The sequence below is a fragment of the Bifidobacterium sp. UTCIF-39 genome, from assembly GCF_006408715.1.
Lineage (GTDB): Bacteria > Actinomycetota > Actinomycetes > Actinomycetales > Bifidobacteriaceae > Galliscardovia > Galliscardovia tissieri.
In genome coordinates this window covers 87349-111244 of the sequence record NZ_JEOG01000007.1, presented here as the reverse complement: position 1 = coordinate 111244, position 23896 = coordinate 87349, and the positions used below count along the sequence as shown (strand labels likewise).

The window sequence follows — 23896 nt, the reverse complement described above, 5'->3', positions numbered from 1 at the left end:
ACATCATGACCAAGGTCATCGTTGTCAACGGGCCGAATCTCGGCCGTCTTGGTGTGCGCCAGCCGGATGTGTACGGGCGACAGGATCTTGAGGAACTTCGGCGTCTGTGCACCGAATGGGGTGAGGAACTCGGACTTGACGTGGAAGTGCGTCAGACCGACGACGAGGCGGAGATGGTCCACTGGATGCATCAGGCCGCCGACGAGAAGACCCCGGTGGTGATGAACCCCGCCGCGTTCACCCACTACTCGTATGCGCTTTCCGATGCCGCGCACATGGTGGGCGACGCAGGTCTGCCGCTCATGGAGGTGCACATCTCCAATCCGTCTGCGCGCGACGAATTCCGCAAGCGTTCCGTGATCAGCCCAGTCGCCACCGGAACCATCACCGGCATGGGCTTCTTCGGATACAAGCTCGCCCTCGAGGCCGTGGCACACATCGTCAACGGCTGACCGTTTTTCGGCAGGCCCCGTCCGCGTTATCGCGTGGCGGGGCCTGATTTGTCACGTATAGGTAAAGGACGCCAGATGTCACTTTCTGCAACCGAACGCCAACTCATCGCCGAGGCGTCGCACTGGTTCGATGCCAATCGTGATCGCTTCGTGGAAGAGCTCTGCGAACTGTTGCGCTACCCGTCGGTTTCCGACGAATCCGATCCATCACCAAAACCGGACGAACCATACGGTCATGAAGTGCGCCGCGTCTTCGACCACATGATCGACAAGGCCAGACACGACGGATTTCCAACGCATGACTACGATGGGCACGTCATCGAAGTCGCATACCCGCAGACCGCTTCGGACGAACAGACCATGAACGACATCGCCTTCATCAGCCATCTCGATGTCGTGCCCGCAGGACCGGGGTGGACGCATGACCCGTTTGAGCCGCGCATCGAAAACGACGGCGACATCATCATCGCCCGCGGCGCGCTTGACAACAAAGGCGTCGCCATGATCAACTATTGGCTCCTGAGGTTCTTCGCAGAACAGGGTCAGCGGTTCCACCATCGGGTCCGTATGCTGTTCGGTGGTTCCGAGGAGCCGGCATTGAACGACATCAAATGGTTCGTGCGTAACGTTGGAGCGCCATATCAGTCCATCGTCACCGACGGCCCGTTCCCCGTCAACCACATACAAAAAGGACTGCTTGACATCGACATCGCCATCCCGGTAGGTGAACAGCTTGCGGACTGGCACTCCGGATCCTCGACCAACACCATTCCTGCGGTCGCATCCGTGGAGTTGCATGGCATCGACATCGATGACGCGCGACAGGCGCTCGCAGCTGCGAACAGTGACGGTGTCGACACCGGGGACGGAGGGGATGCGCACCGGCGTATTCATGTTCGCGGAACGTCGTCGGGCGTCACCGTCGAGGCACATGGCATCTCCGGTCATGCATCCAAGCCAGACGGCACCATCAACGCCATCGCGCATCTCGCCTCACGCCTCGATGACGCCGGACTGCTTTCCGGGCGCGACGCCACGGCGGCGGCGAACATTGCCCGGTGGGCAGCGGACCCATATGGTGCCGCGCTTGGCATTGATCATGACAATGAGGAAAGCGGCCCGACCACCGTTAACGTCGGCATCATCATGCCTGAGCGTGAATTCGATCCCCAGTCCATTGCCAACAACGAGATCGTCTCGGCATCGAATGGCGATACGACGGACGACGATACATCGGATCACGACGGCAACGCCATCGTGATGCATCTTGACATTCGCTATGCGGTCGGCCAGACGAAGGAAGAGATTCTCAATGCCATCAGTGCCAGAGCGGCGATGATCGGCGGTCGACTTGTCGCTGTGGTGAACGATGACCCGTATTATGTTTCCGCCGACGACCCTCGGGTGCGGCTGTTGACCGACACCTATAACGATGTGACCGGCACCGCCGAACGTGCGAAGCCGGTTGCCATGGGCGGTGGTACCCATGCCCGTTTCGTTCCGCGCGCATTGAACTTCGGTCCTGAATTCCACGCCGACAGCGTGCCGGCAGCCGAAGGATTGGTGTTCGAGCCGCCGGCATGCATTGCGCCGGGAACCGGTGCCGCGCACGGTGTCGACGAATGGGTATCCATCCGCAACCTCAGGGCGGCGTTCCTTATGTACGCGCTGGGACTGGTACGTCTTGACCAATATTTGGATGGGGAAGCATAGTCCCAGCCAAACTGGATACCATCGGGCATGGGAAATCCTCCGCGACAGCATGTTGTTGTCATCGCTGTTGTCTGGAAGGCGCAAAGTGGAAGACCCCACGGGCGAAAAGAGGGAAGATCATGTCCATGAAATCCATTACCCGAGTCGCGGCGGCCGTCGTGGTGCTCGCTACTACATTGTCGTTTTCGGCCTGCGGTACTTCCGATGCGACCGACTCCACTGCGAGCGATAGCGGGGATCACAGCCTCAGCGGCAACCCCACCGACGGCTACGACGTCAGTACGGTGAGGAAGGATGACGCCATCGCCGCGTTGCTTCCCGAATCGGTGACCAGTGACGGCAAGTTCGTCGTCGGTATGGACACCTCGTATGCTCCCGCCGAATTCATCAGCACCGACGGCAAGACGCCGATCGGCTATGAAGTCGATATGGCCAAGGCGTTGGGCAACATCTTCGGATTGGAGACAGAGCCGACCACGGCCGTGTTCGACTCCATCATCCCCTCCATCGGCTCCAAATACGATGTCGGCATTTCATCGTTCATTCCCAGTCCCGACCGCGTCAAGTCCGTGGATTTCGTGACCTATCAGACCGTCGGCACCGCGTTCGTGGTGAAGAAGGGCAACCCGCAGAACATTGATCCCAATAATCTGTGCGGCAGGAAGATCGCCGTGCAAACCGGCAGCACTCAGGAAACGGAAGTCAACGCATCGTCCGATCAGTGCAAGGCCGATGGCAAGGATGCGGTTGATGTTCTGTCGTTCAAGCAGCAGACCGACGTGACCACCTCGGTGATGACCGGCAAGGCCGAATCCTTCTACACCGGCACCGACGCGACCGGATACGCCATCAAGAAGTCCGATGGTGCTCTCGAACAGCTTGAGCCCGTGCGTGACACCGTCAAGGTCGGTGCCGCCGTGAAGAAGGGCGACGCCCAGACCCGTGAGGCCATGCAGAAGGCTTTGCAGAAGCTCATGGACGACGGCACCTTCCAGAAGATCATGGACTACTGGGGCGTCGGCTCCACCGCCGACAAGACCGCGGAGGTCGTCACTGAGTAGCAGTGGGTAGGGGTACGTCGGAAGACGTCCCACTATCGCGGTTTTGCTAGCATGTGATTTCCCCCAAGAGGCCGGAATATGTGTTTGACGCCTCCGCCAGTCGAAGGTGTCCGAATATTCCGGCCTCCGCGTATTCTTAAATGTTCTTATGTTGGGTGTTAACGAGGAGTGCTGATGGCTGGTTCATATGGTGCGGAAAATCCGCAGAATGACCGCTATCGGTTGTCTTTTACGGTTGGAGGACTGCTCGCCCCGCAGGGAAGGATCATCGCCGCGCTGTTTGTCGGGAACGAAGACCGGCTTGCATCACCTATTGCAAGTTCCATGTCCGGAGAAGCGGCAGCCAACAATGAGCTGGGGGAACGTGTAGCAGGCATCCGTAAACAGGCCATTGACGGGAACGTGCTTTCCATTCGCACCGAATCGGCGAATACTCGTATCGTCAGAGAGATGGTGAAACGTCTGAGCACGCTGACCGGAACGGAGATTCGGCATCTCTCCGACGACGATACCCCTGTGACTGATCTTCAGGCATTGATGTGGGTGGCAATGTGCCGCTATTACGCGGTGGTGGGGGAGTTCGCCAACGAGGTACTGCGTGACCATTACCTTTTGGGGAACATGACGGTGACCCGTGAGGATTATGACCGATTCATCTTGTCCAAAAGCATGTGGCATCCGGAACTGGAAGAGCTCAGCAATGCCACTGCGTGCAAACTGCGATCCAACCTGTTCAAGGCCTTGGATGAAGCAGGATTGGTGGGAAAGAGCGATAACACGCTGCTGCCTTCCCTACTCAGTAAGACAGTGACCGATATTCTTGAAGAGCGGCCGGAATCGTTCCAGTTTTTCCCCATGCGGTAATGATGGCAACATACAATGGCTAGACGTGGCTAGACAAAGGAGGAGACGCAAGGAATGGCGCATCCCAATGGTGAGACCAGCCCGCGGTCCCGTGACATCGAGAAAGAATTCGATGATCTGTTCCTGAAAATGCGAGCCAAGCGTTTCCGTAATGGCGAGGACACGGGCGGAGAACCGGCGAACTACATCTATGCCTACCCTCCCGAACGCGAGCTGGAGGTCGAGTGGCGTATTCCAAGGCTCGTAACCCGTTTGCAGGGAATGGACCCTGTGGATGAGAACGACTCCGCGCCTACCGTGCTTGTCATTAACCTATATGAATTGGCCATTCGCATCATGAAGGATGACGACGTGTTTGAGTCCGCCATCGAGCAGGAACCTGAAATGCATGGCGATGACGGCGATGACGACAGCGACAACACTTCTTGGCCTCAATTGCAGGAAGACGACTTCTACCAGGCACTGGCCAGCATGCTTGGCCCTGATAACGATGATTTGAAGGATGCGATCCGCACGGAATGCCAGAAAGCGGTATCCGAACGATCCGCCAATCTGGTGTTCCTGACCGGTGTCGGTCAGGTGTACCCATACATCCGCACACATGCGTTGCTGAATTGTGTGCAGGATGTCATCCCTTCGCACATGCCAGTAGTACTGTTCTTCCCCGGCACATATGAGAAAACGGCAACAACCGTGTCGGTGATGCGTTTGTTCAACCGGCTTGAAGCCGACAACTATTATCGCGCCTTCAGCCTCAATGACATGGACGTACCCGCCGACGAAGCCGCATGAGGCTGCATCGCATTGGTACGGCGTTTGACACGGTCCCCGAACATCCACGAAGATGAACCTGTTAGAGGAGGAATCGACCGATGAGCACTGAACTACAGTTCAAGGATATCTTCAAAAAGAACATCGAAGACAAGATTGACGGCGTTATCAAGGCCAGCGATGACAGCAACCTCGAGGATGAGGTTCGCGAGTATGTGCTGACCAATGAGATCCAGGCCAATCTCGAACGATTCCTTGACGTATACAACGATCCATCCGCCAAGTACACGAACGGCGTATGGATCTCCGGCTTCTTCGGCTCCGGTAAATCCCACCTGCTGAAGATCCTCTCCCACATTCTTGGCGATGTACCTGCCGGGTTCCGCACGGGGGAGACGGAACCGATAAGCCGTACACAGGTCATCGAGACCATGAAAGCCAAGGCGCGAGATGCGGAGAACCACACGCTTGAAGGTCTGCTGGATGCGAACCTGCGTATCCCAGCCACCTCACTGCTGTTCAACATCGACAGCAAAGGGCAAAAAGGCAGCAAGACGGTACTCATGGATGCCTTTATCCGCGTGTTCGACGAGGCCCGCGGCTACTACGGAGCAAACAAATACGTCGCCAAACTGGAACGTGATCTGGACAGCAACGGCTGCCTTGATGAATTCACGCGCCAGTTCGAGCAGATCGCAGGAAAACCTTGGTCCAAGGGCCGCACTCAGGCGGCATTCTCCGGTCCCAAAATCGATAAGGCGTTCGCCGCCGCAACCGGCGACGAAGTCAAGGATATCCTCAAGGACTACCAGAAGCAGTACAACCCGACCATCGCCGATTTCGCCGACGATGTGAACGATTGGCTTCAGCACCAGCCTGACAATTATCGAATCGTATTCCTTGTGGACGAAGTCGGACAGTTCATTGGCTCTAGAGCCGATCTGATGCTCAACCTGCAAACCGTGACCGAAGAGCTTTTCTCCCGTACCAATGGCAGAGTATGGGTGATCGTCACCTCGCAGGAAGACATCGACGCCGTCATCGGCGATCGCACCGTCAGTCAGGGACTGGATTTCACCAAGATCAAAGGCCGCTTCGCCATCGATCTGAAACTGTCCAGCGCCGATGCCATCGAAGTGATCCAGAAACGACTGCTCACCAAAAACGAACAAGGTGAAGCGGTATCTGAAGAATTGTGGCGAAAGCATCGCGATGAACTGGACGCCCTGTTCTCCTTCCAAGGTGAAGGCGGCGTGCGCCAGTTCAAGAATCTCAAGTTCGGCACGGAAGACGACTTCACCGCCACATACCCGTTCATCAACTATCAGTTCGCCCTGTTCCAGGATGCGATGCGCGGCATGAGTGCTGCCGACTTCTTCGAAGGCCAACACCGTTCGGTCGGCGAGCGCTCGCTGTTGTCCACCATCAGCATCGCACTCGTAGAGCAGAAGAACAGGCCGGTCGGCGGTCTTGTCCCGTTCGCTGCACTGTACGACGGTATTGCCGGTACCATTCGAAGCTCCGCAAACCATCGGATCAATGAGGCCGAGCGAGAATTCGACACCGACACCGAGAACGGAGCTTTGACCATAGCGCTGCTCAAAGCGTTGCTGCTGGTCAAACATGTCAAAGGATTCAAAGCCAACGTGCGCAACCTGCGCATTCTCATCCTCGATCGGTTCGACGCCGATCTTCCCGAGTTGGAAGGAAAGATCCTGCAGACTCTGGACGATCTGGAGCAGAAGAACTATGTGCATCGCACCGGCGATGAGTACGAGTATCTGACCAACGATGAGCAGGCTGTCGAAAGCGAGATCAAGAATCTCGACATTGACGACGGCAAGATCCGCGCTCTGGAGAACCAGATCATCAGTCAGGATATCCTTGGTATGCCTTTGCATGTGAAGTATGGGCAGGGCAAGCAGACTGCGACGTTCCGTTATGGCTTATCCATCGACGGCATCGCACAAGGCAAGACGTACCCCATCATGGTGCACGTCATTACGCCGATGAACGATATGGATTTCGGGAGCAAGGTCCTTCACTCGGCGGGAATGCGTGGTGAGTTGCGGGTGATCATGCGCAACGACGATCCTACCCTGATGCGAGATCTGAGCATGTACGAGCGTACCGAGAAGTATGTTCGGCTTCATTCCAGTGAACAGGGGCCACGCAAACGCATCATCGACGATAAGCGCAATAGTCTGAGCGCCATGCGTGCCGGTCTCAACCTCACCATGGCCGGAGCGTTGAAGTCAGCCACGCTTGCCTACAACGGCGCGGTTTTGGAAGTCAAGGCGAAGGATGATGCGGCTCTCATTGTGACGGAAGCACTGCAGACGCTCATCGGTCGTCTCTACACCAATTTCGGTATGGTATCCGGCTTGGCCTATACCGAACGTGATCTGCCGGGTGTGCTGGCCAATGCCGTACCGTCTGGTTCCAGTGACGCGGTTTTAAGATTCGACGGAAACGATTCGATAAAGGATCGTCTGGACCTTCCCGCTCAGGATGTGTTCGATTACATTTCGGGAGAGATCCGAAAGAGCCTCACCCCAACAGTCCGCAGCATCATTCAGCATTATGAGGATGTGCCCTATGGCTGGTCTCTGGGCAATACGCTCGCCTGCCTGTGCCATCTCTACGGCGGTGAGCGGATTCACCTGCTGATCGACGGCAAGCGGGTGCCACGCACCGATGTGGTCAAGAATCTGACTAATACGAAGAAGACCGAAGCCATGCGCGTGGAGATCCCCAAGTCATATAACCCCGCGAACATCAAGCGGCTGCGTGACTTCGCCAACGAATATCTCAATCTGACGGCGACTGATCTCCCTGGAGATGCCGAGGACATGGCAACAGATATCAAGAACAAATTGCTTACGGAAATCGGCAGGATCGAGGATCTCAAGAGGAACAGCAGTCAGTTCAGATTCGTTTCCCAACTTGAGGAACCGTTGAAACGACTCAAGACCGTGGCTTCCATGCCTGAAGCATGGATGCTGGAATCCTTCCCGAATGAGGAGGAGGACAACAACACGGAACAGCTGCTGGATGACAAGGAGGACTTCATCGATCCCATCCGCCAGCTGCTGCACGGTGTTCAGCGGAACGTGCTGGACTCTGGTCTGAAGTGGATCAATGGCAATGATTCGAACTTCACGCTTGCTTCCGAGAGCCTTCAACGGGAACGTGATGAGGTCCGTGCCATCACTGATGATCCGCTGCTGTTCCGCGGCAACAAGGTTAACCTGTTCAGTACGCGACTGGCTGAACTGAAGAAGCATCTTGACGCGTGGATAGCCGAAGAGAGAGCACAAGCGCTCGCGGCGGTGCAGACCGTGCGCGAGAACATCATCGGTATTGACTCGTATCTCAACGCCCGTGAGGACGCACGGCAGAGCTCCTTGCATACTCTGGATAGCGCGGCCGCCAAGATCAATGAGGCAAAGTACATCGCCGATATTCGCCAGACCGCCGATACCGTTAAAGGGGACCTGTACCTGTCTTTGGTCAACCGGCTGGATGCGGCACAACGTCAGGCGGAACCTCAGCCGGGCGAGAACGCCGACGACAACGGTTCCTCTGACTCCGCTGATGATTTTGGCAGCAGCACGGAACCGAAGCACGTGGCGACCCCGTTCGAGGCAGAATCTCAGCCGATCAACCGCAACGTTCGTGTGACGCCACCCAAGACCAAGTCCATGCTGGCCACCGAAGGCGACGTGGATGAGTTCCTTGACGCATACCGACGTGAGCTGATCGCCGCCATTCGGGAAGGAAAACGCATTCTGCTGTAATGCGATTTTCGTGCTACATGTTCAATTCACATGAATGACAGTAGCTATACGTCTTGGATTGATTGTCCGTCAGCGCCTACTCAAGTTCTGCTGGGGTCTCCATGCCGTGTTTCGACACCGACGAGAGCGGCAACATAGATGATGCTAGGCAGTGTGATGCCAGGCTGTATTGGTGATTCGCCGGTATGATAGTGCTTTGAATGTGCAGTCTGTGGGCCGGACATCAGTTCGCGATGATGAGGGCTTGACGAGGGGAGCGGAGCGATGAACACGAGCAAGTTGCAGGCGTTTGCGGCTGGAGCGCGCGTGGAGCTGATGAAGGCGGTGCGTGCGAAGCTGGATGCGGCGCTGGAACAGAATTCCGCCGCGCAGTCCGACAATCCGCGTGCGTATCAGAATCTGCTCGATGAGATCAGCCGGAACGGCGGCGGTGAGCATGGCAAGGCGAAGACTGTGGAACGTCACGCTTATCGCTGGTTCAACCGGATCATCGCCCTGCGGTACATGGACGCGAACGAGTTCACGAGCGTGCATGTGGTGTCGGGTGACGAGCCGGATAATCCCAATGCGCTGCCCGCAGTGCTATCGGCGGCACGCCGCGGTGAATTCGACGCGAACGTATTCGACGCGTACGTTGGCGCCAAAGCCAGGATTTTGCCCACCATTCAGGCTCTTTTGGACGGCAATAAGCCCAGTGATGATCCGCAGGGAGACGCGTACGGTCTGCTGCTGCGAGCCTATTGCGACTATTGGCATCGGTTCCTACCGTTCATGTTCGATGATGTTGGAGACGCCGACGAGATACTGATGCCCGCTGATCTGCTTGCCACGGATTCCGTGCTGCGTAAGGCCGTTGGCGCCATGAGTGTGGAAGACTGCGTGGGGGGGCAGGGCGAAGGCAACGTGGAGATCATCGGCTGGCTCTACCAGTTCTACATCGCCGAACGCAAGGACGAGGTGATGGCTGGCTTCAGGAAGTCGAAGAAGGCCGGTGCCGACGAGATTCCCGCAGCCACCCAGCTTTTCACTCCCGACTGGATTGTGAAATACCTTGTGCAGAACACCGTCGGCCGCCTGTGGACCCAGAACCATCCCGAATCCCGGTTGCATGAATCCTGGGAGTACTACATTGAGTCGTCGGAGGAAGAACAACAACAAGGGAGCGTACTCACGATCGCGTCGCCGGAGGAACTCACCGTCTGCGACCCCGCCTGCGGCTCCGGCCACATGCTCACTTACGCCTTCGACCTGCTGTACAGCATCTACGACGAGGCCGGATACTCCGCCAACGAGATTCCCGGACTGATCCTGAAGCACAATCTCTTCGGCATGGAGATCGATGAGCGCGCCGCCAACCTCGCCGCCTTCGCGCTGACCATGAAGGCCCGAGGCAAATATCATCGGTTCTTCCGCAAAGGCCGTCAGGTGCAGCCGAACATCCAGTGCATTCAACCGGAGTATTTCACCGAAGAGGAGGTTTCCGAACTCAACGAGCTCTACGACGTGATCCTTGACTCCGACTCATGGAACACGTACCAGAACGCCGACGTCTATGGTTCGCTCATCCAGCCGGATACCGAACTTGCCGATTGGGCCACTACTGCCTCGGCTCCCTCTGATGAGGGGGCTCCCGGCGGAGCCGGGTGGGGGAGAGACGGCGAAACTGCCACTGATCTTCGGCTCCCTCCGACGAGGAGGCTGTCAGCGGAGCCGACCGGGGGGGAGCCCACCCTCTTCTCCGGCACCCTGACCGACCGCGCCCACACCGTCCTCACCCAAACCACCTACCTCGCGCGAAAATACGCCGCAGTCATCGCCAACCCGCCGTACATGGGGACCGGCAATATGGGCGATTTGCTTAAGAATTGGCTTAATAAGAAATACAAGATTGGTAGCAAGGACCTGATGACCTGCTTCATGTTGAAAGCACAGAGCATGGTTGTCGCTGAGGGCTATTGGGGCATGATTAACCTGCCTTCGTGGATTTCGCTATCCTCGTTCGAGGAATTGAGAAAGTGGTTGCTCTCAACCGCGCATATTGATTCCTTCATTGACCTTGGACGTGGCATTTTCGGGTCAGATTTCGGTAGCGTTGCATTTGTGATGCATAATTCGTCCAGCGACGGTCGTTTTGGACATTACCGGCGATTGTTTGAGAAGCATGTCGATGTGCGATCTGTCGAGACGATTCGTCAGCTCTTCTTGGATAAGAGCTACAACTCGTTCACCGTCAATCAGCATGATTTCGCCCGGATTCCCGGTTCGCCGATCGTGTACTGGTTGCCTAAATCGCTACTAAGGGTATTTAATAGAAAAATCGCTAAGGGCGTCAGTGGTGAAGCCCTGAGCGACATTGCAGATGTCGCTAAGGGCTTCACCACTGGAGACAATGCAAGGTTCTTGAGGGTCTGGTGGGAAAGCTCTCGGTCATCTATTGATCTTGAACGCACAAAGCTTGAGGAAAAGCAATTCGGTCGTTGGGTGCCTTGCGATAAAGGTGGAGAATTCCATAAATGGTATGGGAATAACGAATATGTCATCGATTGGTCCAGGAATGGCAGCGTTATTTTTGAATTCAAGGGATCGACTCCGCGTAATCGCGATATAACCTTTAAGCGTTCGATTGCATGCTCAAAGATTTCGTCGGGACAAGTATCCTTCCGTTCTCATCAAGGAGGATTTGCCTTTAGTGATGCTGCAGTTGGGATTACCGATTGCGCGTCTCTGCCTTTTGCACATTGCTTTTTGAATTCATCTACAGCCGTGGAGATTATCCAAGCATTGTCTCCTACGCTAAATTTTGAAGTTGGCCAACTTCGTTCCCTTCCAATCTCTTTTGATGCAGACACTCCTTGGCTTGAAGCTGAATCATCTCTTGTAGGTTCAGCTACCACAGACTGGGACTCTTACGAAACTTCGTGGGATTTCACGAACTTGGAGGTATTGAAGTATGCCGGAGGCACCGCGCTCTCCGATGCCATTCCCTCCTACATCAACCATTGCAAGCAGATTGCCGAAGAGCAACGCGAGCGCGAGATCAAGAACAATGAGTTGGTGGCGGACGCTTACGGTGTGCGTGATGAGGTGCCGTGCAATGTGCCGATCGAGCGCGTCTCGTTGAAGCGCAATCCGGCGTTCGCGTATCCGAAGAACACGCCCGTCGAACGGGATGAGCTCATGGCCCGTGATCTGGTCAAGGAGATCATCTCCTATGCGGTCGGGTGCATGTTCGGACGCTATTCGCTTGACAAGCCCGGTCTGATTCTTGCTTCCCAAGGTGAGACTCTCGACGACTATCGAGAGCAGATCCCGAACCCCACGTTTGAGCCTGATTCGGATAACGTCATCCCCGTCACTGAGGATGAATGGTTCGAGGACGATCTCGCCGCCCGCTTCCGGCAGTTCCTTGGTGTGGCTCTCGGAGAGCGATATCTTGAGGAGAACATTGCTTACATCGAACAGGTACTAGGCAAGTCGCTGCGCAAGTACTTCGTCAACGACTTCTACGACGACCATGTCAAGATGTACAAGAACCGTCCGATCTACTGGATGTACTCCAGCCGTACCGACAAGAAGGGCGCGTTCAAAGCGCTGATCTATCTGCACCGCTACACGCCCGCCACCACGAACAACGTGCTGGTGTACCTTCGTGACTTCGCCGCCAAACTGCGTGCCCAGTCCGAACGACTGCTGGAATCCTCCAAGGCCAGCGAGGTTCGCAAGGGCGAAAAGCTGCAAGTCGCCATCCGGGAATGCGTCGACTACGAGCGAGACATTCTCTACCCGCTCGCCACCCGCAACCTCCCCATCGATCTCGATGACGGCGTCCTTGTCAACTACCTCCGCCTAGGCAAAGCCCTCCGCACCATCCCCGCCATCGAAAAGAAACGCAAAACCGTCCAATCCTGGACCTGGCCCACCAACCCGCTGGGAGAGTGATATGTCGAACACCATGCGTTTTGCTGGCGAATCCAAGAACGTCGAGTACAAGGTCACGTTACCGGATCGGAGTATCAAGTATACGAAGACCGCAGTGGCATTCGCCAATGGTGACGGTGGCCGCATCGTATTCGGTATCGAGGACCAGACGCTGCGCGTGGTCGGCGTTCCGGACGATCAGGTGTTCACCATCATGGACGCCATCTCCAACGCCATTGCGGATAGTTGCGAACCATTGATCATTCCGGATATCTCCATGCGGGATATTGGTGGCAAGACGGTGATCGTCGCCGAAATACTACCGGGTGCCCAACGCCCTTACTTCATCAAGTCGCTGGGGAGGGAGCAGGGCACGTTCGTCCGGGTCGCCGGCACCACGCGACAGGCCGATGATGCGACTATCAAAGAGCTGCTATTCGAAGGCAGCAACCGGAGCTTCGACCAGACCATATGTCTGGAATTGACGGCGAGCGATAGTGACATCGCCGAGCTATGCAAAACGATGACGGCGATTTCCAGAGCCAATGCGAAGCAGGGCGGTGAAACAGTCAAGCAGCTGACTGCCAAACAACTGCTGTCGTGGGGTGTACTGGTCGAACGCGACGGTGAGCTCAAACCAACAAACGCCTATGCCATTCTGACTGGCAGCAATGGTCCCGTTCGCTCCATTATCCAGTGCGGCGTGTTCAAAGGAGATACCAAGGCGGTGTTTGTGGACCGCCGTGAGTTCAAGGGAGCTCCGTGGGAGCTGATCGAGCAGGCGTACCAGTATGTGCTTCGTAATATTCATATGGGGGCGCGATTTGCTGGTGTGTACCGTCAGGATGTGTATGAGATTCCGCCAGATGCCATCCGTGAGCTCATTGTCAATGCGGTGGTACATCGCAGTTATATCGACCGGTCCAGCATCCAGATCGCCATTTACGATAATCGTTTGGAAATCACTTCGCCAGGTCGTCTGCCCATGGGACAGACTCTGGAACGGATGAAGGAAGGCTATTCGAAGATCCGCAATGAGGCATTGGCTTCGGCGTTCGCCTATATGGGGTTGATCGAACACTGGGGTAGCGGCATTCCCCGCATCATCGAAGAAGTTCGTGAAGCTGGGTTGCACGAACCGGAATTTCTTGGTGGCGACACCGATCTGCGTATCAATATTTATCGTGAACAGACGGAATCGAAACCTGATGGCGCAGAACGAGTGTTGAACGCTGTCGAAAATGTGCCGGATAGTGCCGGAATAGTGCCGGATGTGTGCCGGAATAGTGCCGGAATAGTGCCGGATGTTGATATGTTGACCGAGACTCAGCGCATTGTGTATCAATATGTGCGTGAACATGGCCAAGTCACGTCGCCGGATGTGGAGAACCTGTTGAACACACAGGCACGCAGAGCTAGGAAGGTATTGTCCGAGCTGGTTGAATTAGGTGTGCTGCGGCGAATTGGCGCGGCAAGGTATACGCGGTACATTCTTGACGGAGAGGGTGAGGAATGAGCAGCAGTACGCAGATCGGTCGTTTGCTGGCGGCACGTTTCGCGAAATTCGACAATACGCGGTACGGCGAAGGTCGAGTGGTGTTCTGGCATGATGAAGCCGGAGAATTTTCCGATGAGGTTGCCAACATTGTCGGTCCGGAAGCGGAGAACGAAGCTCTGCGCGATGTCGTACTGGCTCGTTTGGAGCGTAATCCATTCGCTCTGAAGCACCGAATCCTGCTCGCTGAGCCAGATACTAAGTTTCTGGTGTATCTGAAAGGCAAGAAGCCGGCCGACAAGGACAATTGGCTGCTGGATCTCGAAATCGCCTATGATCCGCTGTTCACCGCGGACAAGCTGTCGATGATCCTCAATGAGCTGTTTCCGCGCGAGGCAACCGCCGAAACGCGTAAGGAATGGCTTGCCATCATGCAGCGGACCAAGCGGTTCTTCGACGACGACGATCTGGTCAATGCACTGCAACAGCGGCTGCGTGCCAACGATGATGCGAGAACTTTCCAAGCGAAGATGATCGCATCGTTGTTGGGACTGCCTGTCGGAGAGCACAGTCTGCAGGCCATCTGGCGGGAACTGCTGATCCAATATTCCAAGAAATCCACCCGGGGTATTGACGCCATCACGAGCATGGGACTGGCTGATTACCATTGGTCCGGCACCCGGGGTATATACAGGTTCGACTCCGATAAGAAGCTCAGCCAGCCCACGGTGAAGGATTTTGTGATATGGCTGTTCCGCCTTGCCTGGAACGGCTTCAATGACTCCATCAACAGCATCGATTATTACGCGAACATCCGCCGAGACTTCGACACTTGGCGCAACGGTCCGAAGACCATCACAGTCATTCGGACTCTGGCGAACGAAGTATTCCCGGACCTGTCGCTGGACTCCACTATTGCCGAGATGGGATTGACTGAACTGGCACAGCATGACGTATTCAGTGAAGTCGACGATCAGATCGTGGAGCTGCTGTACGAGGCATTGGAAGATGCAAGTGTGACCGATGATGACGTGCAGCGCCTCATCACTTCCCGCAGGTACGGCCTCTGGTTCTCTCGGTTCTCCCAGGATTACGAAGTCATCTCGTCAGCCAGCGCGTTACACTCCGCATTGCGGCAATGTCGACCGCTCATGGAATCCATCTCCTCCGCGCAAGACGGATTCAACGTCTATACAACCTCGCTGTATCAAGTGGACGGGTGTTATCGCCGGTTTATCACCGCATGGAAGTCCAGTTCGCGTTTGCGAGGCGGGGCGGTTTCGGAAGGCTTGGAACGGGAGTACGCCCGGTACCAGTCCGATCTCGGCATGAAATGGCAGCGGTATGTCGATAAAATGGACAGCTGGGAGATTGAGGATGTCCCCGCGCAGGCCGAGTTCTACGAGCGCAACGTACAGACGATGACGAAAGCACATAAAAAGGTCGCGGTCATCATCTCCGATGCGTTGCGATACGAAGTCGCCAAGGAATTCTGTCAGAAACTCAACGAGCAAAGTCGTTGGACCGCCACCATGGCGGCACAGCTCAGTACGTTGCCCTCCTACACGCAGTTGGGCATGGCGGCATTACTGCCGCATACAAGCCTGTCTTTGAGCGCCGCGGACCATTACCATGCGAATGTTGATGGGAAAAATGCCAGCGGCATGGAAGCGCGTTCCGCGATTCTCGCCGAGGTCAACGGCAAAGCCGTGAGAGCGGACGATCTGCTGGACATGAAACGTGACGAATACCGCGAACTGGTGAAATCCTGCGATGTGCTGTACGTCTACCACGACGATATCGACGTTACCGGAGACAATGAGCGCAGCGAGGAAGGTGTCTTCGAGGCGTGTGCTCGTACGATCGACAAACTTAATGCCGTGGTGAAACGCTTATCCAACGCGAACGTCACTAACATGATCGTCACCGCCGATCACGGTTTCCTCTATCAGGACCACGATGTGTCGGACGCGGAATGGCTTAGCGAACGGCCTTCCGGCGACACGATATGGCAGGAGAAGCGACGTTTCGTCATCGGCGCCAATCTGGTAGGGAAAACGGCGTTCACCACATTCACTGCTGCACAGGTCGGCTTGCAGGATCCAGCGGACGAAGGGTTGACCATTCAGGTGCCGAATGCCATTCATCGTCTCCGCATCAGGGGAGCTGGCGTACGGTACGTGCATGGTGGGGCGGCTTTGCCGGAAGTCGTGGTACCGGTCGTGCATATTAACAAGGGCCGTTCGGCCTCGGAGGATGTTCGCAAGGTGAAATTCAGCATTCAGCAGACGACGAACCGTATCACCACAGGCCAGATCACGGTTGATTTTCTGCAGACCGAGCCGGTGGGAGGCAAGGTCTGCGAGCGAACTGTGCTCGCCGGACTGTGGGGCGTTGCGGCGGACGGCAAGAGCACGCTCATTTCCAACGAAGTGCCCATCGCATTCAACTCCACCAGCAAGGATGCCGCTGATCGACATGTACCGGCCACGTTCCTGCTTGCCGGCGACGCGGACCGATTCAACAACACCACGATCGAACTTCGCTTGAGCGAACGGATTCCAGGTTCCAGTCAAATGCGGCAATTGGAGGATTACAAAGCCGAGTACCTTCTGAAGCGGGGACTGTTCGCGGATGATGGGTTCGATTTTGACTAAAGACTATTAGGCGTAAGGTGGAATTATGACAGACGATGAGAACACGATTGATGAGCAGCAGACGTCCAGCGTTGCCGATGAAGTCACTGCACCCGTAATGAGTAATCTGGACCGCAAGATCACCGGCGATTTCGCTGAATTTACGGTTCGCAAGGATTTGGTCAGCGAAGTCAAGGGCAATGCTCTCGTGCCTTCGTATGTTCTGGAATATCTGCTGGGCAAATACGCGACCACCACCGATCAGGAGAGCATCAAAGCCGGTGTGAAGCGGGTACGTGAGATTCTCGCGGACAATTACGTGCACCGAGAGGAATCGAAACTTATCCAGTCAAAGATTCGCGAGAAGGGACGGTACACGGTCATCGACAAGGTTCAGGTCGCTCTGAATGAGAAACTTGACCGGTATGAAGCCACGTTCGAAAACCTCGACATCAGCCGTGTGGTCGTTGACTCACAAACCGTTAAGGACAATCCCAAACTGCTGGTCACCGGCATCTGGTGCCAGTGCACGCTGCTCTATGCCTACTCAGGTGACAGCAATGAAGTGCCGTGGAGACTGCAACGGCTGATGCCCGTGCAGATGTCACATGATGATCGTGAAAACTATTTGAACATGCGTTCAAGGTTTACCGCGGGGGAGTGGATCGACCTACTGATGCAGTCGGTCGGGTTCAATCCGGATCTGTTCAGTGACCGCGCCAAACTACTGCATTTGGTCCGCATGATTCCATTTGTGGAACGCAACTATAATCTGATCGAGCTTGGGCCCAAGGGCACCGGCAAATCGCATATCTACTCCGAGTTCTCTCCGCATGGCATGCTCATCTCCGGAGGTGAGGTGACCGCGGCGAAGCTCTTTGTGAACAACACGACACGGCAGATCGGTCTCGTCGGCTACTGGGATACGGTCGCGTTCGACGAGTTCGCCGGCAGAGCCAAAAAAGCCGACAAGGGTCTTGTGGATATCATGAAGAACTACATGGCCAACAAGAGCTTCTCGCGTGGAACCAGCGTGATGCAGGCCGAAGCATCCATGGTGTTTATTGGCAATACGGCGCATAACGTCCCGTACATGCTCAAAAATTCCGATCTGTTTGAGGAACTACCGTCGCAATATCATGATCCGGCGTTCCTTGACCGCATTCACTACTACCTGCCTGGTTGGGAATTCGATCAGATCCGTTCGGAGATGTTCACGAGTGGATACGGCTTCGTGGTGGATTATCTGGCTGAGATCCTGCATAACCTGCGCAACGTGGATTACGGTTCGGCATTCGAGAAATACTTCAAACTGTCGTCTTCGCTGTCCACGCGAGACAAGGACGGCGTGCGCAAGACCTTCTCCGGTCTGATGAAGCTGATTTACCCTGACGGGCAGGCCACGCCAGAACAGATGGAGCCACTGCTGCGTTGCGCCATTGAAGGACGCAAGCGTGTCAAGGATCAGCTGTGCCGTATCGACTCCACCATGGCGGAGGTTGATTTCAGTTACACGCGAGCCGGTTCGGTTGAGCCGATCGCGGTTCATGTTCTGGAAGAGGACGATTACCCGGAGCTGTACTGGCGTGGCGCGCATGATACGGCGGAGCTTGCTGAGAGCACCGCTCCGGAACCTGTTGAAAGTGCCGATGAGACGACGGATGCCGCCGTGGACGATACGGCTCGCGGAGAGGCTGATGCGAAGGAGAACGCATCTCCGACCCCTGTGCAAACTCAGCCGGGAAACGTACGTGTGCCACCCCTATCGCCAATCGAACGTGCAGCCAGTAAAGCCAAAGAAGGGCATGTTTCGTTCAATGAAAACCGGATGGGTGTTACTTACGACAAGTTGTTCGGTCCCTATATTGCCGGAGCAACACAGATCACGCTTACGGACCCGTATATTCGGCAACCGTATCAGGTGCGCAATCTTGTGGAGTTCCTTGAGACCGTGTTCACGTTCACCGATCGTTCCGACGAAGTACATGTGCATCTGGTTACCTGTTGCGACGAGGAATACGCCGATCGGCAAATTGATAACCTCAATCAGGTGCAGTCAACGTTCAACGAGTTGGGCATCATGTTGACTTACGAATTCAGCGAGTCCGGACACGACCGTTCCGTAGTCACGGACACTGGCTGGCTGATTGTTCTGGGACGCGGCTTGGACATCTTCCAGCGCTACGTCGACAATAACTGGTTCAACCCGCAAATAAGGCAACAGAAACTCCGCCGTGTAAAGGAATTCTCCGTTACGTATCAGAGAAGCAAGAAGGGATGATAGGTTGTCGTTCGGGTCGTGCAGCAAGGCCAACACGACCTGAACCCATGGTGACGGCATGACGATGATCCCCATGCTAGGTAAAACACGCCCGCACGCCGCGTCATGTGCCGATGATAAAGTGAAATTCCATGGTTAGAAGAAAACATGGCATCGCGCAAGAGCACATCACCAAGCACATTTTCGTCACCGGCGGAGTTGTGTCCTCGCTCGGCAAGGGACTTACGGCTTCGTCCCTTGGCCGTCTTCTTCGCAGCCGTGGCATCCACGTCCTGCAGCAGAAGCTCGACCCCTACATCAACGTTGATCCGGGTACCATGAACCCGTTCCAGCACGGCGAGGTCTACGTGACCGAAGACGGTGCCGAGACGGATCTCGACATCGGTCACTACGAGCGTTTCCTCGACGTGTTCCTCTCCCAGAAGGCCAACGTCACCACCGGTCAGGTGTATCAGGAGGTGCTGCGCAAGGAACGCGCCGGCGAATACCTCGGCCAGTGTGTCCAGGTCATTCCTCATATCACCAACGAGATCAAGTCCCGTATGCGTGCCCAGGCGTCCGATGACGTCGATGTGATCATCACCGAGATCGGCGGCACCGTCGGTGACATCGAATCCCAGCCGTTCCTTGAGGCCGCCCGCGAGGTCCGTCGCGACATCGGTTCCGACAACTGCATGTTCGTGCACGTCTCCCTCGTGCCGTACATCGCCGCCGCCCATGAGCTGAAGACCAAGCCCACCCAGCATTCCGTGATGATGCTGCGCCAGCTCGGCATCGCCCCCGACGCGCTGGTGCTGCGCTCCGACCGTCCTCTCAACCAGAGCATCAAGGACAAGATCTCCCTGATGTGCGACGTGGACGAGGAAGGCGTGGTCAACTGCGTGGACGCTCCGAGCATCTACGACGTGCCGAAGACGCTGTTCAATGAAGGTCTTGACGCCTACGTGGTCCGTGAGCTCGGTCTGCCGTTCCACGACGTCAACTGGGCCGAATGGTCCGACCTGCTCGATCGCGTGCACCACCCCAAGCACGAGGTCAACATCGCCATCGTCGGTAAGTACATCGATCTGCCCGACGCCTACCTGTCCGTCACCGAGGCCATCAAGGCCGGCGGTTTCGCCAACTGGGCTAAGGTGAACGTCGAATGGGTCGCCGCCGATGATTGCGAGACCGAAGAGGGGGCAGCCAAGGCCCTGGCCGACGTCGACGGCATCGTGATTCCCGGCGGTTTCGGCATCCGTGGCATCGACGGTAAGATCGGCGCGCTCAAGTACGCCCGTGAGAACCGTCTCCCCGCTCTGGGCCTGTGCCTTGGCCTGCAGTCCATGGTCATCGAGTACGCACGTCACGTCCTTGGACTCGAGGACGCGAACTCCACTGAGTTCGAGCCCGAGTGCGAGAACCCGGTCATCGCCACGATGGAGGAGCAGAAGGACATCGTCGCCGGCAAGGGCGACATGGGTCACACCATGCGACTGGGCTCCTACCCGGCCGAGCTGGAGGAGGGTTCCCTCGCCGCCCAGCTGTACGGCACCACCCACGTCACGGAGCGTCACCGTCACCGTTACGAGGTGAACGTGGCCTACAAGGATCGTCTGCGTGAGGCTGGTCTGCGTATCTCCGGTCAGAGCCCGGACGGTGAGCTCACCGAGTTCGTCGAGCTGCCGCAGGATGTGCACCCGTTCTACATCGCTACGCAGGCCCATCCGGAGTTCAAGTCCCGTCCGACCAAGCCGCACCCGCTGTTTGCCGGACTGGTCAAGGCCGCGCTTGATCATCAGGCCACGCACTGATCGACACGATCGACGCATACTGGTCAACTCGTACCGGTAATCCGATCGATGAATCGAGGCCCGTCGCGCATTCTTGTGTGACGGGCCTCGTCTTTTTTCAAGCGTGGCTTCTGTAATCTTTCTCACGTTTGCCAATGGATAATTCACGGAACGCCGATTAGTGTTGTTCGTGATGTTCTGTTAGGTTTGCTACGGACAGAAAGCACTTTCGTCAAGGTCCCGGTATTCATGACATATCGGGCGATGGGAGGACACTCAAGGTGACGGATGAAATGACGTCGCAGGAGACCCCGAATACGGGATCCGCGGCGGCTGACGTGGAGATGAGCCAGTATGTGGCCGACCGTTCCCGCGTCAACGAGGACAAGATCAAAAAAGACGATGAGATCATTTCGCAGTTCGGCGACTACAGCTATGGATGGCATGATTCCGATGCCGCCGGCGAGGCTGCGAAACGTGGTATCGATGAGAACGTGGTGCGTGCCATCTCCGCCGATAAGGGCGAGCCTGAATGGATGCTCGATATGCGTCTGCGCGGCTACAAGGCGTTCCTCGAAAAGCCGATGCCTGATTGGGGTGTCGATCTTTCCGGCTTCAATGCCGATGATTTCAAGTACTACGTCAAGCCGATCGACAAGCAGGCCAAGAGCTGGGACGAACTGCCCGACGACATTCGCAGCACCTATGACCGACTGGGTATCCCCGAGGCCGAGAAGAAGCGTCTGGTCTCCGGCGTGGCCGCCCAGTACGAGTCCGAGGTGATCTACAACTCCATTCAGGAGGATCTGAAGAAGCAGGGCGTGATCTTCGTTGACACCGACACCGCCGTGCGCGAATATCCGGAGCTCGTGAAGAAGTACTTCGCCACCGTGGTGCCGCCGGAGGACAACAAGTTCGGCGCGCTGAACACGGCGGCATGGTCCGGTGGCTCGTTCGTGTATGTGCCGAAGGGTGTACACGTGGACATCCCGCTGCAGGCGTACTTCCGCATCAACACGCCGGCTATGGGACAGTTCGAGCGTACGCTGATCATCGCCGATGAAGGCTCCTACGTGCATTACGTCGAGGGATGCACCGCACCTATCTGGTCCGAGGACTCCCTGCACGCGGCCATCGTCGAGATCGTGGTGGAGAAGCACGCCCGTGTGCGCTACACCACCGTGCAGAACTGGTCGAACAACGTGTACAATCTGGTCACCCAGCGCGCCTACGTGCGTGAAGGCGGCACCATGGAATGGGTGGACGGCAACATCGGTTCCAAGGCCACGATGAAGTATCCGGCATGCATTCTTGCCGAGCCGTACGCCAAGGCAAGCACCATGTCGCTCGGCTTCGCAGGCAAGGGCCAGTACCAGGACACTGGCGCAAAGATGATCCATCTCGCCCCGCACACATCGTCGACCATCGTCGCGAAGTCCATCTCCCGTGGCGGCGGCCGTTCCGCATATCGCGGACTGGTGAAGATCATCAAGGGCGCGGAGGGATCCTCCAATTCCACGGTCTGCGACGCCCTGCTTGTGGACAACTACAGCCGTTCCGATACGTATCCGCATGTGGACGTGCGTGAGGACGATGTGTCCATGGCTCATGAGGCCACTGTGTCGAAGGTCTCCGAAGACCAGCTCTTCTATCTGATGAGCCGTGGTCTTTCCGAGGAGGAGGCCATGGGCATGATCGTACGAGGATTCGTGGAGCCGATCAGCCGCGAGCTGCCGATGGAGTACGCGCTCGAACTGAACCGACTTGTTGAACTGCAGATGGAAGGATCGGTGGGCTGATATGACCGAGGCAACGAATACCGAAACCACAAGCGTCGAAACGGCCAAGGAGGTCGCGGCCGAACTGAATATTCCAGTGGCCGATCTCAACGATCCGTATGCCGTTCCCGCTCTTATGCCATCCAGCGCCGACAAGGCCAAGCGTTCCTTCGAGGCCGATGATTTCGCCATGCCCACGCGGAAGCAGGACGACTGGCGCTATACGCCGATCGAACGCATCGAGGAATTCTTCACCGTGTTCAAGCCGAGCGGCGAGACCACCGTGGAGGTCGGCGCAATCGACGGTACCGAACTGTCCGCCGACAACGTGAAGCTGTACCAGACCAAGCTGGGCGAGGAACCGTCCGGCACGGTCTCCAAACCGACCGACCGCGCCGCGGCCGTGGAATGGCAGTCCGGTTCCACCGCAACCGTTGTGGAGCTCTCCGGCGAACTGTCTTCCCCGGTATTGGTGAAGGTGAAGGGTTCGGGACTGGATCTCGACGCCTTCCATCTGGTCATCAAGGCCGCCGACAAGACCCATGCCGATGTGATCGTCGAACACGAAGGCAAGGCCCGTCTTGCCGAAGGCGTGGAGATCACCACCGGCAAGGACTCCCATGTCTCCACCACCTTCGTACAGGAATGGGACCCCGAATCCAAGCATGTCGGCAACCACCGTATTCATGTGGGCGAGGGCGCATCCCTGCGTCACTCGGTGGTCACCCTCGGCGGTGACGTGGTCCGTCTGCGCATGGATCAGGACTTCGGCGGCGAGCAGGGCGAGCTCAACATGCTTGGCATCTACTTCGTGGATCCCGGTCAGCACATCGAGAACCGCACCATGGTGGTACACAACCATCCCGACTGCAAGTCCCGCGTGGTCTACAAGGGCGCCCTCGACGGCAAGGGCGCACACTCCACATGGGTGGGCAACGCACTCATCCAGCCGACAGCTCCGGGAACCGATTCCTACGAGCTCAACCGCAACCTTGTGCTTACCCCGGGCGCAATCGCCGACTCTGAGCCGAATCTGGAGATCGAGAACGGCAACATCATTGGTGCCGGCCATGCCAGCTCCGTCGGACGTTTCGACGATGAGGAGCTGTTCTACCTGCAGTCCCGCGGCATCCCTGAGACCGAGGCCCGTAAGCTCGTGGTCCGTGGTTTCTTCGCCGAACTGATCGAGGAGATCGGCATTCCGTCCATTTCCGAGCACCTGATGAGCGTCATCGATCGGCGTCTTGCCCGCGGTGAAAGCGCGGCCATGGCCGAGGTCCTCGAAGAGAAGTAACGACGGAGCCAGCCGACAGGCAACGACAATCGACATATTCGCATAGTTGAGGAGAACAACA

The 23896-nt window shown here is 56.7% G+C and carries 13 protein-coding genes; all 13 read left to right on the top strand.

The window, feature by feature from the left end; translation table 11 throughout:
• Positions 1-5 precede the first annotated feature (5 nt).
• The 13 genes from aroQ (at position 6) to sufD (ending at position 23835) form a co-directional block, all read left to right on the top strand.
• A complete protein-coding gene (gene aroQ / locus EP30_RS04725) occupies positions 6-452 on the top strand; it encodes a type II 3-dehydroquinate dehydratase (RefSeq protein ID WP_140556600.1) in 447 nt (148 codons plus the stop codon).
• Positions 453-527: 75 nt separating this feature from the next.
• Entirely contained in the window at positions 528-2165 is a 1638-nt protein-coding gene (locus EP30_RS04720; RefSeq protein ID WP_140556598.1) for a M20/M25/M40 family metallo-hydrolase, read from the top strand.
• A gap of 119 nt (positions 2166-2284) precedes the next feature.
• A complete protein-coding gene (locus EP30_RS04715) occupies positions 2285-3226 on the top strand; it encodes an ABC transporter substrate-binding protein (protein WP_140556595.1) in 942 nt (313 codons plus the stop codon).
• Between the two features lie 174 nt (positions 3227-3400).
• Complete coding sequence (locus tag EP30_RS04710) at positions 3401-4090, top strand: DUF1819 family protein (protein ID WP_140556593.1); 690 nt, start codon at positions 3401-3403, stop codon at positions 4088-4090.
• Positions 4091-4144: 54 nt separating this feature from the next.
• On the top strand, positions 4145-4882 hold the full coding sequence (locus tag EP30_RS04705) for a DUF1788 domain-containing protein (protein ID WP_140556591.1): 738 nt from the start codon (positions 4145-4147) through the stop codon (positions 4880-4882).
• 80 nt (positions 4883-4962) lie between these two features.
• Positions 4963-8661: a BREX system P-loop protein BrxC gene (brxC, locus tag EP30_RS04700; protein ID WP_140556589.1), complete on the top strand. Its 3699-nt coding sequence runs from the start codon at positions 4963-4965 to the stop codon at positions 8659-8661.
• Positions 8662-8925: 264 nt separating this feature from the next.
• Complete coding sequence (pglX, locus tag EP30_RS04695) at positions 8926-12600, top strand: BREX-1 system adenine-specific DNA-methyltransferase PglX (RefSeq protein WP_140556587.1); 3675 nt, start codon at positions 8926-8928, stop codon at positions 12598-12600.
• A 1-nt stretch (position 12601) separates the two neighbouring features.
• The gene (locus EP30_RS04690) at positions 12602-14095 is read left to right on the top strand and encodes an ATP-binding protein (protein ID WP_140556585.1); all 1494 of its coding nucleotides are present in this window, start codon (positions 12602-12604) and stop codon (positions 14093-14095) included.
• Positions 14092-16731 carry a BREX-1 system phosphatase PglZ type A gene (gene pglZ, locus EP30_RS04685; protein ID WP_140556583.1) on the top strand — a complete coding sequence of 880 codons (2640 nt, stop codon included), beginning with the start codon at positions 14092-14094 and terminating at the stop codon, positions 16729-16731. Before EP30_RS04690 ends, pglZ begins: the two co-directional genes overlap by 4 nt.
• Before the next feature lie 25 nt (positions 16732-16756).
• Complete coding sequence (gene brxL, locus EP30_RS04680; RefSeq protein WP_258185368.1) at positions 16757-18991, top strand: BREX system Lon protease-like protein BrxL; 2235 nt, start codon at positions 16757-16759, stop codon at positions 18989-18991.
• A gap of 131 nt (positions 18992-19122) precedes the next feature.
• A complete protein-coding gene (locus EP30_RS04675; RefSeq protein ID WP_094665280.1) occupies positions 19123-20784 on the top strand; it encodes a CTP synthase in 1662 nt (553 codons plus the stop codon).
• A gap of 272 nt (positions 20785-21056) precedes the next feature.
• Positions 21057-22562 carry a Fe-S cluster assembly protein SufB gene (sufB, locus tag EP30_RS04670; protein ID WP_094665282.1) on the top strand — a complete coding sequence of 502 codons (1506 nt, stop codon included), beginning with the start codon at positions 21057-21059 and terminating at the stop codon, positions 22560-22562.
• Between the two features lies 1 nt (position 22563).
• Positions 22564-23835, top strand: coding sequence for a Fe-S cluster assembly protein SufD (gene sufD / locus EP30_RS04665; protein ID WP_140556581.1), 1272 nt, complete (start codon positions 22564-22566; stop codon positions 23833-23835).
• Positions 23836-23896 lie beyond the last annotated feature (61 nt).